Here is a 17,361-nt window from a genome sequence, read left to right as displayed (position 1 = left end):
ATTCAGATATATGCTAAGAGCTATTTTTTATTTATGTCTAGTGATATTGTCTTGCAGCCTATAACAATCATTTCCCTTCTATTTACAACATTACTTTTATAAAAACATCTGCTGAAACATTTTCATAGCAATAGCCAATGTCACCGAAGTAGTAAATCCCCCTAAACAAATAAGACTCACTCCTTGACTATATGTTAAACTTTGAAATGCTTTCATTTCTTACATCCCCCATTCTCTCCCTTTGATGATTACATCATATCAATGGAGGAAATTTCAAAACATCGATTTCCCTAACAACAGTCTTACAATTTTGTAAGATTTATCTCAAAAAAACAGACAACATTTCTGCTGCCTGTTACTTCACGATCATCACCGGACATTTCACTCGTTTTGCTATTTTATGACTTACACTACCAAGTACCATTTCTTGCAATGTATTCAATCCCCTGCTCCCCACTATTACAAGATCAATGTCTCCTGTATTTACATATTGCACAAGTGTATTTCCTGGATCACCATGTAAAATCGTAATTTTATAAGAAACTCCTTCTTGCTGTAATAAAATCTCAATTTCTTTTAATCTATCTTTTCGACTAGCTGAAATTGTTTCTATATTTGTTTGTCCCTGTATAATATCTGATTTTGCTGCTCTACTATCTACTACGTATACAACTTCAACGGTTACTTCCTTACTCAATGTAGAAATATGTACGGCATGTTTTGCTGCGCGTATTGCGTGTTCTGAACCATCACATGCTAATATAATTTGCTTGTACATCTTCTGAAACCCCTTTCATCATCATACTCGTATTATAATACAAAAAGAACCTTTTCGGTCCTCCGAAAAGGTTCTTCCTATTTAACGAACAGCTTGTTTCGCCAATTCTGTAACAAGCTCTGAACTACGCTCATTTAATCCCGTTATGTTTACTTTCACACCATTTTTCTCATACTTCACTACAACTTTATCAACCGCAGCCACAGCTGAATCATCCCATACATGGGCGTGTGTAAAATCAATTTCTACTTCTGTCACATCTTCTTTAAACTAAAATACATTTATAAATTCTGTAGTCGATGCAAAGAAGAGTTGTCCGTGAACAGCGTATACCTTTTTCTCACCAACATAAGAATGTTTCACGTGAATCTTTTCCATATTTGCTGCGAATAAAACTGCACTTATTACTGTACCAATCATAACACCAAGAGCTAGATTATGTGTAACAAGATAACACTCCTCTACTTTTCTTACTTTTTGATTTTCTCCGTAAGAAAATCGGGCCGATTGCACGAGTGCTATTATATAACGAATGTCAGATTTTTTGCTATAAAAAACTTTCCCAAATGAAAAGACGCTGCATCATGCAACGTCTTTTCTCTTAATGTCCACCGTGTCTCCCACCATTTTCTTGAACAATCTCTAACTTTTCGTCAAGTATTCCTTGCGTTTCAAACGAAATATTCTCTGTATTTCCTAATAGAAAACCGTGGTTATATGGCCCGAGCGTTGGATCATCTTTAAATTTTGGTTGAATCGTAGCTAATAAATCATATACTGGCTGTGAAACCTTCCCTTTATCTAATAATAGAACAGGTGCATGTTTCCCCATATGTGAAAACGGCGCTCCAGCAATTGCTAAATCGGGAGTTTCTGTTGAAACAAATGATACGCCGTGCCCTGGTTTTGTGAATCCCCATCCAAATTGTGTTTTCTTATCTTTAAACTTTGCAAAAGCGATTGAGTTTTCTGTTGGATTTTCTCCGCTAATGCGCGTTACTTTTCCTTGCTTACTTAACTGTTTTTCTACCTCTTTTGAAATAATTTTTTCAGGTCCTAAAAGATATATATTTGCTTTCCCTTTTCTTGCTTTCAACGCTTCTATTGTAGCCTCAGGTACTTTATCTTTTGCTACATATAAAAGAGGTTCAGGCATATGAGCAATCCAATTCACAGCAGGTGTTGTATATAAGCGTCCTTCTTCTTCAGACGAACCGATAATGACACTTTCTGGGTACTTCCCTGTTATGTCTGCATATTCTTTATCAACATCTTTCGCAAAATTTGCTGAATCCGTTTCTTTTATTTGCTTTATTTTATATTCTTTCAGTTGATTTAATATGGAAGATTCTACATCTCCCATCACCATAATTTGCGTTCCATCTTTTGTTCCAAGTGGGTTTAACCGCCTGATTTCTTTTAACGTCGCCTCTGGAATACTTTCTTTATTCATAAATAAAATAGGTCCATTGTTTGGATGATGAATGAGATCCGCACTAGCAATTCCAAGTTGCCACTGATTAGCTGGTACTAAAATCACCGCTCCTGGTTGGTTCTCTTTGTGAGTCGCTGGCCATATTGTTTGTGATGTTAATACTGCCATTTGAACAGGATCATTTGTGTTTAATCGTGTTACATTTTTTAAACTTGTTGTTAATAAATCTCTAGATGCTCCAGCATTCATTTCTTTCGGTGGCATCGCTGCATGATGCACCTTCATATCTTTTTGCTGCTCACTTTTCTTCTCTTTTGTAGATTCATGATTTTCATGCTCTGTATTTGCTTGTCCACACGCTGCAAGTCCAAGTACAGCAACTATTGTCATACTCAAAACTCGAGTTGCTTTTTTCACTATATCGCCTCCATCCCCATCATGTTTGATCCTATAATCTTTACCTAAAATGTAAATTTCAACCATACAATAACAAGCAATTCTGAAGAAATTATGCAGATGCATGATAATCTGCACCATTTCTTCAGGATTTTGCATTACACTTTTAGTAGTGAATACAAATACGGAGGATATTATATGATGGATATACTACTTGTAGATGATGAACCACGTATGCTCGAATTATTAACGCTTTATCTTACTCCTAGAGGATATAACTGCGTTTGTGCGACTTCTGGACAAGAAGCTATTTCTTATATAGAAAACCAAAGTTTTAAGTTTGTTCTTCTCGATATTATGATGCCGAAAATGGATGGTTGGGAAACATGTAACAGAATTCGTTCGTTTAGTAACGTTCCTATTATTATGGTAACCGCACGCGATCAGCCGATTGATGTTATTCAAGGATTAAAAATCGGGTCTGATGATTATATAACAAAACCTTTTCATGAAGGTGAACTATTAGCACGTATTGAAGCAGTATTACGGCGCAGTAATCAACATGAGCAACTACGATATAAAGGAATTTTGTGGGATGAAGCGAAACACTTTATCTCCGTTTATGAACAAGAACTCCTTCTTACACCAATTGAATTTTCTTTACTTGGTTTATTTCTACGTCACGTGAACTACGTATTAAGTCGCGATCAGCTTATTGAGCGGATTTGGGGACTAGATACAAATACAGAGGATCGCACAGTGGATTCTCATATTCGTAACTTACGTGATAAATTGCGAAAGAACAATTTTCCAATTGACGAACATTTAAAAACTGTGTATGGAGTTGGCTACCGGTGGATTGACGCTGAAAATCAAGGAGTTACGCGATGAAACGAATTTCTGTTCAACTCGGATTTTACTTTTTAATTGTTACGCTTTTAATCGAAACCGTCCTATTTGTTTTACTCTATTATAGCCTTGTCAATACGAGGGTAAATGAGGAAATGACAGCATTATTAAAACGTGGAAATAGCCACCGAGATGTACTTGAGAAATATTTTGATTTCCAAACAATCTCTCATGTCGCTTTAATGGAGTCAGAGGCTGAAACAAAAGTTATTATTACAAACGCTCAGAAAAAAATATTAGCAAAATCTAATGATATAGATTCCACTATAAAGAGGCACATTATTGGAATGATAGCAAATACGAACCATAACGGAACGATCGTGGAGAACCACTGGAAAACTTCTAATTATATATGCACAGTTAGTCCAATAATAATAGAAGGAAAAACGCAAGGTTATGTTTATATGTTTCTTGGCACAAGTTCTATTAAAGAAATGATTACAGGTCTTACAAAACAATTTCTTGTTGCTGGTGTTGTTACATTTATTTTAACAGTCATTACGATATTTCTTCTATCGCGTCTGTTAACAAAACCACTTCTCCGTATGAAGCATGCTACTGAAAAAATGAGTCATGGTGATTTATCCGTATCTCTAACTAGTACTCGAAATGATGAAATTGGTGAACTTGCAGGGTCTATCCAAACGCTCGCGAATGATTTACATTATATGAAAAAAGAACGCAGTGAATTTCTAGCAAGTGTCGCTCATGAACTAAGAACACCGCTAACTTATGTGAGGGGATATGCAGATATCGCCATGAAAAACAGTACACCTCCTGAGCAGCGCCAAAAATATTTATCAATTATAAAAGATGAAGCTGATTATATTACAAATTTAGTACAAGACTTATTCTTGCTTGCTCAAATGGAAAAACATAATTTTTCTATTCAAGCAAAGGAAGTACACTTGCAAACCTTTCTTTCTCGCATTGTTACAAAAGTGAATATAATGTATGAAGCAAAACATATCATTGTTTCTTCAACATGTCCTTCTTCACTTTCTATAGCTCTTGATGAACAAAGGTTTGAACAAGTTATCATCAATATATTAAATAATGCGTATGTACACTCACCTGAACATTCTCGAATTACCATTTCCGTTACAGAGCATAAAACACAACTTGAAATTGCCATCCAAGATACAGGAGAAGGAATTCCAGAAGAAGATATCCCACACATTTTCGAACGATTTTATCGCGTCGATAAAGCAAGATCTCGTTCAACTGGTGGAACTGGATTAGGACTTGCCATTGTAAAAGAAATAATCGAACTACATGGCGGAGAAATTACTGTTACAAGTGAAGTAAATCAAGGTTCTTGCTTTACTATGTCATTGCCAATCAGTATGTGAAAAAGCTTAAGAGAATTTCTCTTAAGCTTTTTCGCACATTATTTGCTCTACAAAAGTTTATTCACCAATTAACTCAATTGTTTCCGTGATTTTTATACTATCCTTCACAGATTGAGCAATCGTACAATTCTTCACCGCAAGCTCTAATGCTTTTTCTAACTGTACCTGTGTAATTCCTTCTGCTTTTATTTTATAGTGCAAATGAAGACTTTCTACCGGCCTTGGTAAAACTTCGCTTCTTCCAATTTCAGTTTCAATTGTAAACGTATCGTATGTAATACGCTTCTTTTCTAAAATTGTCCGAAATACAATTGCACTGCACCCTGCAATAGAGGAAACGAATAACTCTAACGGTGTATATCCACTTTCTTTTCCAATAGACAATTGACCATGTGAAAGTTCTGTCTCAATATCATCATGCTTGATTGTTAGTTTCATACGTTGTTCCCATCTCCACTTTCGTAATTTGCTTCCGTTTCTTATTTATATAATAATACACGTAACAGAAAATGATAAATGGAATGCCGCAATATAGCGCCATACGCTGTTCTGGAATGAATGCTAAACTAATAACAACAATGCTATTTGTAATTAACGCTAAAATAGGAACAATTGGATATAACGGTGTTCTATATTTTAAATCTTCTACTTTTCCGCCTTGCTTTACATACTGACTTCTAAATCGAAGTTGTGATAAAGCAATGATAATCCAACTTGCAACTGCAGATAAACCAGCAACAGATAATAAGTAAATATATACTGTATCCTCTGCCAAAAAGCTTGTTAGTAAAGATAATGCCGCTACTGCGATTGTAACTACTAATGCCGTAATCGGAATACCGCGTTTATTTACCTTTTTGAAGGAAGTTGGTGCCATTCCTTCATTTGCAAGTGACCATAGTATACGCGTCGCCGCATATAATCCTGAATTTGCTACAGATAATAAAGCAGTGATAATAACGAAGTTCATAATATCTGCTGCATATGGAATACCGATCTTATCAAATACAACAACGAATGGGCTTTCAATAACCCCTGCATCTTTCCATGAAATTAAACCTACTAAAATCGTCATTGTTAAAATAAAGAACAACATAATGCGCCATACTGTATTACGAATTGCACGTGGGATTGTTTTTTCCGGTTCTTGACTCTCTCCTGCTGCAATCCCAATTAACTCTGTTCCTTGGAAGGAAAAATTAACTGTAATCATTGTAAGAAGCACAGCAGCCAGTCCATTCGGGAACAATCCACCATCGCTCACAAAGTTAGAAAAAAGAGGCGCTGCTTCTTTTCCGTCATACGGTAAAAAACCAAATAACGCACTACCACCAAGAACAACAAATGCAATAATTGTAATTACTTTAATACTTGAGAACCAAAATTCTAATTCAGCATAACTCTTTGCTGAGATAGCATTTGACATATATAAAATAACTCCAAATACAAGACACCATACCCAAACATCTACAGTTGGAAACCATCTTTTCATCATTAAGCCGATAGACGTTAACTCTAAACCAACTGTAACTGCCCATCCAAGCCAATAAAGCCATCCAATCATAAATCCTGTTCCTGGACCGATAAACTTCGTCGCATATTTTTGGAAAGAACCAGAAACCGGCATCGCTACCGTTAGCTCACCAAGGCAAAGCATTGTTAAATACATAATAAATCCACCGACTAAATAAGAAAGGATCGCTCCTCCTGGTCCTGCTTGGTTAATGGTATATCCTGATCCAAGAAAAAAACCTGTTCCAATTACACCTCCAAGTGCAATCATAAATAAATGTCTACTCTTCATCGTACGATGTAATTTCTCATTCGTTGTTTGCTGCATCGTAATCCTCCCCTACAAGTACCCTCTATCTCTTTTTAAAATTTTCTGATAATAAAAATATACACGAAAGCGGTTACAATTTCTATATAAAATTAAAACTTTTCTGATAAAATATAATGTTTTTTCATCTATCTTACAATTACACTACTAAAAAACCAAATATCTTCCAAACCCCAACTTTTAAACTATGTAAAAAACATAAAAAAACTCTCACATCTCATTTCATGTAAGAGTTAACGGCTTTCTAATTTCCTAGACACAAGTGATAAACTGTAGTTGACAACAAAATACATACAAGCAACAAGTAGTAATGTAGGAATCATATAGTTTACGTTTTGTCCATTAATAATTTGGGCATTATGCATGAGTTCTGGCAAGGAGATAACAACCGCTAGTGACGTATCTTTTAATAACGAGATAAATTGACTGACGAGCGGTGGTACCATTCGTCTCAATGCTTGCGGTAAAATAATATGCCAAAGTGTTTGGATATATGATAATCCAGACGCGCGCGCTGCTTCAATTTGTCCTTTTTCAATCGATAATAAACCACTGCGAACAATTTCTGATATCATCGCTGCTTCAAATATCGTTAAAGCAACAATTGCTGCCGTTGTAATCTCTAATTTCAGCCCAGCTTCTGGGAGTGCAAAATATGTAAAGAAGATGATTAAAAGCAGTGGTAAATTTCGAATAATTTCAACGATAAAAGCTAGTAACTGTGATACGACTGGTATTTTTGCATATCGTAAAGTTCCCACTATACTACCAATAATAAAACTAAGTAAAATCGCTACAACAGCTATTTCTAATGTAACAAGTAGCCCTTTTAATAAAAATAAAACATGATCGCCTGTATAAGCACCTCGAAAATCCATTTACACCGCTCCTTTCGCTAAGCGTTTCTCAAAATAACGCACAAGCATACTAAGCGGTACAGTCAATAATAAATAAAACATACCAACAAATATATACACATCAAATGTAACAAATGTTCTTGTTGAAATTAAATCTCCTTGATACATCAAATCTGCTCCAGCAATAATGCCAAGGATAGATGAGTTCTTTACTAAATTGAGAAATTGATTACCTAATGGCGGAATTACTATTTTAATAGCTTGTGGTAAAACGATATAATACATCGCTTGCACGTACGTTAAGCCAGAAGAACGTGCTGCTTCCATCTGTCCTTTCGGAACTGACAAGATTCCAGCTCGAATTGCTTCTGCAATAAATGCGGCTGTATAGATTGTAAGTGCAGCCGTACCAGCAATAAAACCATTTAATGTAACACCCATTACCGGAAAAGCAAAATAAAATACAAACGCAATTAAAACAAGTGGAATATTTCGAATGAATTCTACATAAGCTGCGCCAAACCAATTCAAAACTCGAATGGGTGCAATTCGCATCACTGCCATAATCGTACCAAGAATGAAACTCCCAATCAGTGCAACAATGCTGGACATCACTGTATATTTAAATCCTTCTAAATACAAATCAAGATTGTTTGTAAGAATAGAAAAATCAGGCAAATGCTCCCCCTCTTTCTTTACAAGAAGAGGATGAGTATCTCTCATCCTCTTACTCTTTCTATACTTTACTTCTCTGGCTTTTCACCAATCCATTTTTCATATAATTTATCGTATTCTCCATTTGCTTTCATCTCTTTTAACAAATCATTAATTACCTTTGTTAAATCTGTTGCTCCTTTTTGAACAGCAATTCCATACGGTTCATCCGTGAAAATTTTTCCAACAACTTGATAATTTGCATCTTGTTTTGCCATACCGTATAAAATCGCATTATCTGTTGTAAGGACATCACCTTTCCCTGCTTTTAATGCTGTAAATGCTTCACTATAATTTTCAAATTCTAGCACCTTTGCTTCTGGTGATTTTTTACGAATATTTTGGGTAGAAGTTGATCCTTTTACCGCCAATACTGTCACACCGCTTTTCACATCATCAATACTCTTGATTTTGCTCCCTTTTTTCACAAGTAACGACTGTCCTGCTTTAAAATATACATCTGAAAAATCAACTTCTTTTTTACGCTCTTCTGTAATTGTCATCGTTGCGATAATCGTATCAATATCGCCGTTTTTCAACATTGGAATACGTGTTTTAGACGTCACTTCTTTGAATTCTACTTTACTCTCGTCTCCTAGAATTTTTTTCGCAAGCGCTTTGGCTATATCAACATCAAACCCTTCTACCTTCCCTGTTGCAGGGTCTTTCAATCCAAATAAGTTTGTATCATTCTTAACTCCGACTACTAATTTCCCACGCTTTTTAATTTGATCTACCACTTTTCCGCCCGAAGTTTCTTTAGAAACTTCTTTGGACGTTTCCTTCCCGCAACCTGCTACAATCAGAGTAAATAAACATGAAAATACAATTAAAACGAACAGTTTCTTCATCTTAAACATAAAACCCCTCCTCTAATGGTTCAACACTCGACTTAAAAATAATCGTGCTCTTTCTTGCTCTGGGTTTGCAAAGAAGTTCACTGGCTTTGTATCTTCAATGATTTGTCCTTCATCCATGAATATAATACGATCTGCTACTTCACGTGCAAATCCCATTTCATGGGTCACGACAACCATCGTCATCCCTTCCTTTGCTAAGGTTTTCATAACATCGAGCACTTCACCAATCATTTCTGGATCAAGTGCAGAAGTTGGCTCATCGAATAACATAATTTCTGGCTTCATTGCTAATCCCCTTGCGATTGCTACCCGTTGCTGTTGTCCCCCTGATAGTTGCTGCGGATACACATTCGCTTTCTCTGGAATCCCTACTTTTTGCAAATAATACATTGCTGTTTTTTCCGCTTCTTCTTTTGAGATATTATTTACTTTTATCGGTGCAAGTGTAATATTTTGGAGCACTGTTTTGTGTGGATATAAATAAAAATGCTGAAATACCATTCCAATATTTCGGCGTAATTGATTCATATCTGTTTTCGGATTATGTACTTCCACATCTTGTACGACTAATTCTCCTTCTGTGATTGTTTCCAATTGGTTAATGCAGCGGAGCAATGTACTTTTTCCAGACCCTGATGGTCCAACAATTACAACTACTTCACCTTTTTGAACTTGTAAATTAATATTTTTTAAGACTTGAAAGCTACCATAAAACTTATTTACATTACGAAAGGCAATCAATTCTCTTCCTCCTTTCTTCTCTATTTCTATCGTATTTTAAATTGGGGCGATTATTTATAAAGCGAAATTTCTCTGCTTCAAATTTTATTCGGCCATGCAGACATAAATTCCCATTATTTGAACAATAACGAGCAGATATACTGCCCGTTATTGTTCTACAAGTACCTTATTATGACACTTCTTCTTTCTTATCTTTTCCGTATTCATGCTCCCAAAAATCAGCATTTTTGATTCCTAGCTCCTTTGGATCAAATACAGGATCTTTCCCTTCTTTTTTCTGCTTTTCATAGTCTTTCAGTGCTAGCAGTGCCGGTTTTTGTAAAAGTAATATTGCAATGATATTGACCCATGCCATAATCCCTACACCGATATCACCAAGAGCCCAAGCAGTTGCTGCTGTTTTGACACAGCCGTAAAATACAACGCCTAAGAAAACAATTTTTAAAACAAGTGACATCCATGGACGATCTTTATCACGATTTAAATAAGTAATATTCGTTTCTGCAATGTAGTAATACGCCATAATCGTTGTAAAAGCAAAGAATAATAGGGAAATTGCAACGAAACCGTTTCCAAATCCAGGAAATACAGATTCAACTGCTGCCTGTGTGTACCCTGGTCCTGGTTCTGCACCATTCAATTTATTTACAATGAAATTTTTTCCGCTTGCATCAAATACGTTATACATGCCTGTAATAATCATCATAAATGCTGTTGCTGAACAAACAAATAATGTATCAATGTAAACGGAAAATGCTTGCACAAGGCCTTGCTTTGCTGGATGAGATACTTCAGCAGCAGCAGCAGCGTGTGGCCCAGTTCCTTGACCTGCTTCATTCGAATAAATACCACGTTTTACTCCCCAAGAAATTGCTAAACCGATAATCCCTCCAAAAGCAGCTTCTAATGCAAATGCACTTTTTATAATTAACATAAATGCTTCAGGCAACTTTTCAATATTCATAAACACAATTACGCAAGCAACAAGTATATATCCAACCGCCATAAATGGCACAACAACCTGTGCTACGTTAACGATACGCTTAACCCCACCAAAAATAATAAGTGCTAATACAACAACTAACACTGCTCCTGATACAGATGTATTAATACCAAAAGCTGTTTCCAAACTCAAGGCAATACTATTAGCTTGCACACCTGGGAGTAACATTCCTGTTGCAAGAATGGTTGCAGCGACAAACACGAGTGCATACCACTTAACCCCTAATCCCTTTTCAATATAGTAAGCCGGGCCACCGCGGAATTGACCTTGATGCTTCGTCTTGTATATTTGAGCAAGTGTCGATTCCACATAAGCAGATCCTGCCCCTAAAAATGCTACAGCCCACATCCAAAAGACAGCTCCCGGACCACCAAATGCAACCGCTGTTGCTACACCAGCAATATTCCCTGTTCCAACGCGCCCAGATAAAGAAAGTGCTAACGCTTGGAAAGAAGAAACACCTGCTTCTGATTTTTCTCCTTGAAATGTAAGTCTCACCATTTCACCTGCATGCCTAACTTGTAAAAATCTCGTTCGAATTGAAAAATATAAACCTACTCCTAAACATAAATAAACAAGTGCGGGACTCCATACAATATTATTTAGCCAAGTAACGAAAGCTTCCAATCTATTCCCCCTCCTTTTCACTTTATAAAGAATATTCAGAATATATAAAAATTATAAAGGTATCTAAAGTCTATGACAATATTATTTTGATAAAACAAACATATTTTTGTATAAAAAAACAAAGTATATATTCGAGCTATATACTTTGTTACGTTACATGTGTATTATATATTCACAATTGCTTCCTGCTTTATAATTCTTACATAAATGGCATCTGCTAGTTTTTGAAAATGTACTGGCATTTCTTTTCCTTTGAATTTTTTCTGAATCGTACCATACAAACCAATATCACGAAGTCGCAAAAATAGTGGTAGCGATTCATACCAACTTTCCTCTAATTGATGTTCTAACTCGTATCCTTTTCGTAATACTTGCAGTTGTTTACGTGCAAACAATGTTTTCTCTTGTTCAGTCCATGCGGTTGAAAGAACGGAATAATAGATAACCATCGCCAAATCGTGAATAAAGTAATTATAAGTCGCGTCATCAAAATCAAAAATCGTTAGCTCTTTCCCATCATAATGAAAATTCCCTTGATGAATATCACCATGCATAAGACCAAACGTTCTTTTTTCCATTGGAAGGGCCTTTATCTCTTCCATTAATATATAAGCTATATTTTGCACCTTTTCGTCATCTAACTCATCAATAATTGCTTTTTCTTCTACTTCCCACGTATCTCGATATTTCGTTTTTGGATAATCAATTGTAAGACGATGAAGTTGACCAATTGCTTTTCCCCATGCTTCAAAAAGGGCATCGCCCCAATAAATAGATGTTTCGCCCTTTACTCTTTCACCCGTTGCATAGGTAAAAAGAGAAACATAAAAAAATGTTCCATCTACTGCTTGTATTACTTCTACAAGTTTTTTAGATTTTGAATAATATGGCGCTGCAACCTTAGCTCCGTTCTCTGCAAGATACCGTAAAAAATCTAATTCTGCTTCTACTTGCTTTTCAGATCGATGTGAAGAGTGCGTTAATCTTAATACGTAAGATACTCCGCTTTCATCCTTTGCATGAAAAATATAATTCTCAAAATCACCTAGCGGATTTTCTTCAACTGTAACATTAAATCTTCTTGCAGCTTCTTCTAAAATTTTATTGGTAAAAACTCGTTCTACAGCTATTTCCATATGTAGCCCTCCTTTATGTATCTCTATATTTAATTTACCATAAATATGGAAAATACTTCTATGAATATAATTAAAAAACTCTGCCTCTACCTAGAAATAGAATCTACATCTTTCAAAACGGTCCCTTCTTTCTTGTAGAAAATATATTTCCTCTATTATCCAACAAAAAAACGGAACTGGTAAAATGGAAGAACTTCCACTAGCCAATCACCGGCTGTGTACTAGGCCTAAAAAGGCAAGACACAATACTAGTATAAAACAACTTCCATAAATTACCCATTCATCAAATGATGTAATTGTACATACCATTGGACGTAACCTTTATAGTACAAAAAATATATAGTGGTGTTTTAAATTAAAAAGAGGTTGTATGTTATAAACATACAACCTCTTTTTTCAATCATTTAGTAAGTCGATACACAATGGATTCATACGGTCTAAGGATAAGCTTTCTAATATCTTCACCAGAATCCTCATAATTTGATAATAATACTTCTTGCTTCATTCCAGTTAACTGAACCTCATCTGGTACGGAATATGTGATTGTTTCCCCATAAAAATTATTTACAACCAACAATACTTCATTATCTAGCGTGCGTGTATACGCCCAAATATTTGGATGCTCTATATCTAAAACTGCATATTTACCTTCTGTAAGAACGTCATATGTTTTTCTAAGTTCAATTAGCTTTTTATAATGATAGAACACAGACTCTTTATCCTGTAGCGCTTTTTCCACATTTATTTCTTTTGCATTCTCCGCAACTGAAATCCAAGGTGTACTTGTTGTAAAACCACCATTCACTTCTCCATTCCACTGCATAGGCGTGCGCGAATTATCACGAGATTTTTGTTTCAGGATACCTATAATTTCTTCACCTGACATCCCTTGCGCCTTCTTCATCTTATAAATATTTAAAGATTCTACGTCACGATACTTACTAATATCATCAAAGTCCGGATTCGTCATCCCAATTTCTTCACCTTGATAAATATAAGGTGTCCCCTGTAACATATGCATCGCTGTTGCTAACATTTTTGCAGATTCATTTCGGTGCCGTTTATCATCACCAAAGCGAGAAACAATACGTGGTTGATCATGATTACACCAAAATAATGCATTCCAGCCGCCACCCTCTTGCATCTCGGTTTGCCACTTCGACATGATTTCTTTTAATTTCAAAAAATCAAAATCCGCTTTCGTCCACTTGTCACCATTTGGATAATCTACTTTTAAATGGTGAAAGCTAAATGTCATACTTAATTCCTTCCGCTCTGGATTCGAATACTTGACACAATTCTCAATTGTCGTAGATGACATCTCTCCGACTGTAATCACATCTTTTCCTTCAAACACTTCACGATTCATCTCTTGTAAATATTCATGAACACGTGGTCCATCTGTATAATATTTACGTCCGTCGCTTGTAGCCGATGTTCCTTCATCATCTAAAAAATGCTGTTCTTTTGAAATTAAGTTAATGACATCCAGCCTGAATCCTCTAACACCTTTTTCAAGCCAAAAACGCATCATGTCGTATACTTCTTCTCGAAGTTTTTCATTTTCCCAATTTAAATCAGCTTGTGTTTTATCAAATAGATGTAAATAATATTGCCCTGTCTCTTCATCATATTCCCAAGCCGAACCGCCAAATTTAGATTGCCAATTATTCTTTTCATCACGCCATATATAAAAATCACGGTACGGGCTATTTTTATCTTCACTCGCTTCTTTGAACCATTTATGCTCCGTTGAGCTATGATTTACAACGATATCAAGCATAATATCAATCTCACGTTTTTTCGCTTCTGCTAGTAGCTCTTCAAATTCCTCCATCGTTCCATAAGACGGATCAATAGAATAATAATCACTTACATCATAGCCATTATCATTTTGCGGTGATTGGTATACCGGTGTTAACCAAATGTAATCTACTCCGAGTTCTTTTAAATAATCTAGTTTCTCTGTGACCCCTTTTATGTCACCGGTCTCTGTGTTGTAGTAACTATTAAAGCTTTTCGGATAAATTTGATAGACAACGCTTTTATGCCAATCTTTCATACTAAACTGCCTCCTACTTCTGTTTTACTCGTTTTGCAAATAACCATGTTAAAACAAATGGTACCACTACTGCGATTATCATCCCAACAACAAACATTGGAATCGATTTCGGAATGATAGAAATAAATGCTGGTAACCCACCAATTCCAATCGCTGGTGCTAATACACCATTTAACGTGATAAATACTGCTGCAATTGCCGATCCCGTAATAGCTGCATAAAACGGAAATTTATTTCGTAAGTTTACGCCAAACATCGCTGGCTCCGTAATACCGAAGTACGCCGAAATCGCTGATGTAGACGCCATACTTTTATCATTTTGATTTTTGGAAATCCAAAACATTGCAAGCGCTGCACTACCTTGCGCAATGTTAGAAAGTGCAATCATTGGCCAAATAAATGTACCACCATTTTGCGAAATTAACTGTAAATCAATCGCAATAAACATATGATGCATACCTGTAATGACTAACGGTGCATACAATGCGCCAAATAATACTGCCCCCAAAGCAGGAACTGTTTCATATACACCAACTAAACCAGCTGTTAATAAATCGCCGATATGACGTGTAACTGGGCCAATGACTCCTAACGCTAATACACCAGTTACAACAATTGTTGTAATCGGAACAACTAATAATTGAATCGCATTTGGCACACGTTTTTTCAGGAAAATCTCAACTTTACTTAAGACAAATGCCGCTACTAAAATCGGTAAAATTTGTCCTTGATAACCTACTTTTTCAATTTGGAACAATCCTAAAATATTGAAGTACTCAATTTTTTGTCCCTCTAGCCCTGCAGCTGCTTTTCCATAATTCCATGCATTTAATAAATCAGGATGTACTAACATAAGTCCCATTACGATACCAAGTATCGGACTGCCGCCAAAACGTTTTGTTGCTGACCAGCCAACAAGTGCTGGTAAGAATACGAATGCCGTATTGGCCATCATATTAATTAAATCCCACAGTCCCCCTAAGTTTGGGTATACTTCTAATAAATTTTTGCCATCAAAAAATAAATCCTTTGCACCTAATAAGTTATTAATTCCCATTAATAAACCAGCTGTTATAATCGCCGGTAAAATCGGCATAAATACGTCAGAAAATACTTTTACAAACTTTTGAAGCGGATTTAATTTTTGATTCCCTGAATCTTTTACATCTGCTACCGTGGATTCTTTCATATCTGCAAGCGTTATCAATTCAGCATATACACGATCTACATCTCCTGGACCAATAACGATTTGAAATACCCCAGCGTTATGAAACGCACCTTTTACTAAAGAAATCGATTGCAGTTTTTCGCTATCTATTTTACTTTCATCCTTCAAAGCGATGCGTAGTCTTGTTACACAGTGCGCTGCTTGTTCAATATTTTCTTTCCCACCAATATATTGCAGCACTTCTTCTGCTATCTTACGATAATCCTTCCCCATATTCCGTCCCTCTTTTCTTTTTTTGATACCGTTTACAAATACATATTAACTCGTATATATAAGTTAGTCAACACTCGTATATACGAGTTGGTGAGGTTTTTTCATTTGTTCTCAAAATATACAAAATAAAGAGATGAAACACGGCACTGTTTCATCTCTTTATTTTCTCCGCGCCACATCAGAAAAATGAAAAATATCTAAACGGTGACGTGATTCTGTATATTCAAATTGACTACCATCATAAAGATGCGTAAAGTTTTTTACAACAACAACATAATCTGTTCCATTCAAATCCAAATAATTCCGATCATCATCTGTACAAGGTTGCACTTCAATAACACGCTGTGCATAACTAATATGTAATCCTAATTCCTTCTCAATGTATTTATAAATCGATTTCTCAGCAATTTCTTTCGTTAATCCCGGAATATGTTCAGATACGAAATAGTTTACATCTAGAATCACGTTTTCCCCATCAATATTTCGAACACGTTTAATATGATCTACCTTCGTTTTCGTCTTTACATTTAATAATTTAGCCATTTCTTTCGGTACTAACAATTGTTCCATCTCTACAACACTTGTTATACATTGGCGCCCTAAACGTTCATTTTCCTCTTGAAAACTCACAATACCACCAAAGTTAAATTCAATATTTTTTCGCTTTAAAACAAAAACGCCTTTTCCATGTATTTTCTGTACATATCCACGTTCCTGTAATAAATCGACTGCTTTCCTTACCGTCCCTCTACTTGCTTCATACTGCTTCATCAATTCTGTTTCAGATGGGATTTTACATCCCTCTTTTAATTCACGATTATCAATCGAATCACTTATCTCCGTATAGATCTGTTCATACTTACTCATCATTTTGAATAACCCCTTGTCACCTTCTATTTCTACTTGTATTATAGCATGACAGAAAATCATTCCAATCTCTCACTTATTTTCCAATACAAGAAAGTATATATAAATATTTAGTCATCAATCCGCATTTTTATAAATTTTTTTCATATTTTTCTTTTCATTCTAAAAAACATGTAGTATACTAACTTCAAAATCAGAGGAGAAAGGGAGCAAAGAACTATGCTTACAAATAATACAACTGTAGTTACATTTGCACAAAAACATCATCATCATACGTAAACCCTTGAAACCTAGCGGAAAAATTCACGCGTAGGTACAAGGGTTATTCCCATTGTACCTACGC

At 35.6% G+C, this 17,361-nt stretch carries 16 protein-coding genes and 1 pseudogene; 2 read left to right on the top strand and 15 right to left on the bottom strand.

Annotated elements, in window-relative coordinates; genetic code table 11:
- Nucleotides 1-96: 96 nt before the first annotated feature.
- The 4 genes and pseudogenes from ORL93_RS24560 to ORL93_RS24545 all read right to left on the bottom strand — a co-directional run bounded on the left by ORL93_RS24560 (nucleotide 97) and on the right by ORL93_RS24545 (nucleotide 2,630).
- Complete coding sequence (locus ORL93_RS24560) at nucleotides 97-216, bottom strand: DUF4027 family protein (protein ID WP_003195205.1); 120 nt, start codon at nucleotides 214-216, stop codon at nucleotides 97-99.
- A 139-nt stretch (nucleotides 217-355) separates the two neighbouring features.
- Nucleotides 356-778 carry a universal stress protein gene (locus tag ORL93_RS24555; protein WP_006093536.1) on the bottom strand — a complete coding sequence of 141 codons (423 nt, stop codon included), beginning with the start codon at nucleotides 776-778 and terminating at the stop codon, nucleotides 356-358.
- A gap of 81 nt (nucleotides 779-859) precedes the next feature.
- Nucleotides 860-1,228, bottom strand: a pseudogene (locus ORL93_RS24550) (STAS domain-containing protein); the annotation flags it as partial.
- A 151-nt stretch (nucleotides 1,229-1,379) separates the two neighbouring features.
- A complete protein-coding gene (locus tag ORL93_RS24545) occupies nucleotides 1,380-2,630 on the bottom strand; it encodes an ArsR family transcriptional regulator (RefSeq protein ID WP_098909762.1) in 1,251 nt (416 codons plus the stop codon).
- 177 nt (nucleotides 2,631-2,807) lie between these two features.
- Between ORL93_RS24545 and ORL93_RS24540 the strand changes: the two genes are divergently transcribed.
- Nucleotides 2,808-3,500: a response regulator transcription factor gene (locus tag ORL93_RS24540; protein WP_018781947.1), complete on the top strand. Its 693-nt coding sequence runs from the start codon at nucleotides 2,808-2,810 to the stop codon at nucleotides 3,498-3,500.
- A complete protein-coding gene (locus ORL93_RS24535; protein ID WP_097795454.1) occupies nucleotides 3,497-4,870 on the top strand; it encodes a sensor histidine kinase in 1,374 nt (457 codons plus the stop codon). Before ORL93_RS24540 ends, ORL93_RS24535 begins: the two co-directional genes overlap by 4 nt.
- A gap of 57 nt (nucleotides 4,871-4,927) precedes the next feature.
- Here ORL93_RS24535 and ORL93_RS24530 read toward each other — a convergent pair whose 3' ends face one another.
- The 11 genes from ORL93_RS24530 to treR all read right to left on the bottom strand — a co-directional run bounded on the left by ORL93_RS24530 (nucleotide 4,928) and on the right by treR (nucleotide 17,021).
- Entirely contained in the window at nucleotides 4,928-5,308 is a 381-nt protein-coding gene (locus tag ORL93_RS24530; protein WP_018781945.1) for an OsmC family protein, read from the bottom strand.
- Nucleotides 5,286-6,710: an amino acid permease gene (locus tag ORL93_RS24525; RefSeq protein WP_003195221.1), complete on the bottom strand. Its 1,425-nt coding sequence runs from the start codon at nucleotides 6,708-6,710 to the stop codon at nucleotides 5,286-5,288. The genes ORL93_RS24530 and ORL93_RS24525 overlap by 23 nt, the downstream gene beginning before the upstream one ends.
- Nucleotides 6,711-6,943: 233 nt before the next feature.
- The gene (locus tag ORL93_RS24520; RefSeq protein ID WP_003195223.1) at nucleotides 6,944-7,588 is read right to left on the bottom strand and encodes an amino acid ABC transporter permease; all 645 of its coding nucleotides are present in this window, start codon (nucleotides 7,586-7,588) and stop codon (nucleotides 6,944-6,946) included.
- On the bottom strand, nucleotides 7,589-8,245 hold the full coding sequence (locus tag ORL93_RS24515; RefSeq protein WP_026008548.1) for an amino acid ABC transporter permease: 657 nt from the start codon (nucleotides 8,243-8,245) through the stop codon (nucleotides 7,589-7,591). It lies immediately after the preceding gene.
- Nucleotides 8,246-8,310: 65 nt separating this feature from the next.
- Nucleotides 8,311-9,141 (bottom strand): glutamate ABC transporter substrate-binding protein, encoded by an 831-nt coding sequence (locus tag ORL93_RS24510; protein WP_003195227.1) that lies wholly within the window; start codon nucleotides 9,139-9,141, stop codon nucleotides 8,311-8,313.
- Between the two features lie 12 nt (nucleotides 9,142-9,153).
- Complete coding sequence (locus ORL93_RS24505) at nucleotides 9,154-9,882, bottom strand: amino acid ABC transporter ATP-binding protein (protein ID WP_003195229.1); 729 nt, start codon at nucleotides 9,880-9,882, stop codon at nucleotides 9,154-9,156.
- Nucleotides 9,883-10,051: 169 nt separating this feature from the next.
- Nucleotides 10,052-11,512: an alanine/glycine:cation symporter family protein gene (locus ORL93_RS24500; protein ID WP_018765564.1), complete on the bottom strand. Its 1,461-nt coding sequence runs from the start codon at nucleotides 11,510-11,512 to the stop codon at nucleotides 10,052-10,054.
- Nucleotides 11,513-11,676: 164 nt separating this feature from the next.
- Nucleotides 11,677-12,648: a phosphotransferase enzyme family protein gene (locus tag ORL93_RS24495; protein WP_097795453.1), complete on the bottom strand. Its 972-nt coding sequence runs from the start codon at nucleotides 12,646-12,648 to the stop codon at nucleotides 11,677-11,679.
- 400 nt (nucleotides 12,649-13,048) lie between these two features.
- Nucleotides 13,049-14,710, bottom strand: a complete 1,662-nt coding sequence (gene treC, locus ORL93_RS24490; protein WP_006093525.1) for an alpha,alpha-phosphotrehalase — start codon at nucleotides 14,708-14,710, stop codon at nucleotides 13,049-13,051.
- Between the two features lie 13 nt (nucleotides 14,711-14,723).
- A complete protein-coding gene (treP, locus tag ORL93_RS24485; protein WP_018781939.1) occupies nucleotides 14,724-16,151 on the bottom strand; it encodes a PTS system trehalose-specific EIIBC component in 1,428 nt (475 codons plus the stop codon).
- A gap of 159 nt (nucleotides 16,152-16,310) precedes the next feature.
- On the bottom strand, nucleotides 16,311-17,021 hold the full coding sequence (treR, locus tag ORL93_RS24480; RefSeq protein ID WP_097795451.1) for a trehalose operon repressor: 711 nt from the start codon (nucleotides 17,019-17,021) through the stop codon (nucleotides 16,311-16,313).
- Nucleotides 17,022-17,361 lie beyond the last annotated feature (340 nt).

Origin of the sequence: Bacillus sp. DHT2 (assembly GCF_026241455.1) — a bacterium.
GTDB classification, from domain to species: Bacteria; Bacillota; Bacilli; order Bacillales; family Bacillaceae_G; genus Bacillus_A; species Bacillus_A pseudomycoides.
The sequence above is the reverse complement of the archived record's forward strand: the minus strand, read 5'-3'. Positions and strand labels throughout refer to the sequence as shown.

Bases quoted from the DNA above. Each gene is read 5' to 3' on its own strand.
- ORL93_RS24525 (WP_003195221.1), bottom strand. From the start codon at position 6,710: ATGCAGCAAACAACGAATGAGAAATTACATCGTACGATGAAGAGTAGA.
- ORL93_RS24555 (WP_006093536.1), bottom strand. From the start codon at position 778: ATGTACAAGCAAATTATATTAGCATGTGATGGTTCAGAACACGCAATA.
- ORL93_RS24530 (WP_018781945.1), bottom strand. From the start codon at position 5,308: ATGAAACTAACAATCAAGCATGATGATATTGAGACAGAACTTTCACAT.
- ORL93_RS24510 (WP_003195227.1), bottom strand. From the start codon at position 9,141: ATGTTTAAGATGAAGAAACTGTTCGTTTTAATTGTATTTTCATGTTTA.
- ORL93_RS24535 (WP_097795454.1), top strand. From the start codon at position 3,497: ATGAAACGAATTTCTGTTCAACTCGGATTTTACTTTTTAATTGTTACG.
- treC (WP_006093525.1), bottom strand. From the start codon at position 14,710: ATGAAAGATTGGCATAAAAGCGTTGTCTATCAAATTTATCCGAAAAGC.
- ORL93_RS24540 (WP_018781947.1), top strand. From the start codon at position 2,808: ATGATGGATATACTACTTGTAGATGATGAACCACGTATGCTCGAATTA.
- treR (WP_097795451.1), bottom strand. From the start codon at position 17,021: ATGATGAGTAAGTATGAACAGATCTATACGGAGATAAGTGATTCGATT.
- treP (WP_018781939.1), bottom strand. From the start codon at position 16,151: ATGGGGAAGGATTATCGTAAGATAGCAGAAGAAGTGCTGCAATATATT.
- ORL93_RS24520 (WP_003195223.1), bottom strand. From the start codon at position 7,588: ATGGATTTTCGAGGTGCTTATACAGGCGATCATGTTTTATTTTTATTA.
- ORL93_RS24560 (WP_003195205.1), bottom strand. From the start codon at position 216: ATGAAAGCATTTCAAAGTTTAACATATAGTCAAGGAGTGAGTCTTATT.
- ORL93_RS24495 (WP_097795453.1), bottom strand. From the start codon at position 12,648: ATGGAAATAGCTGTAGAACGAGTTTTTACCAATAAAATTTTAGAAGAA.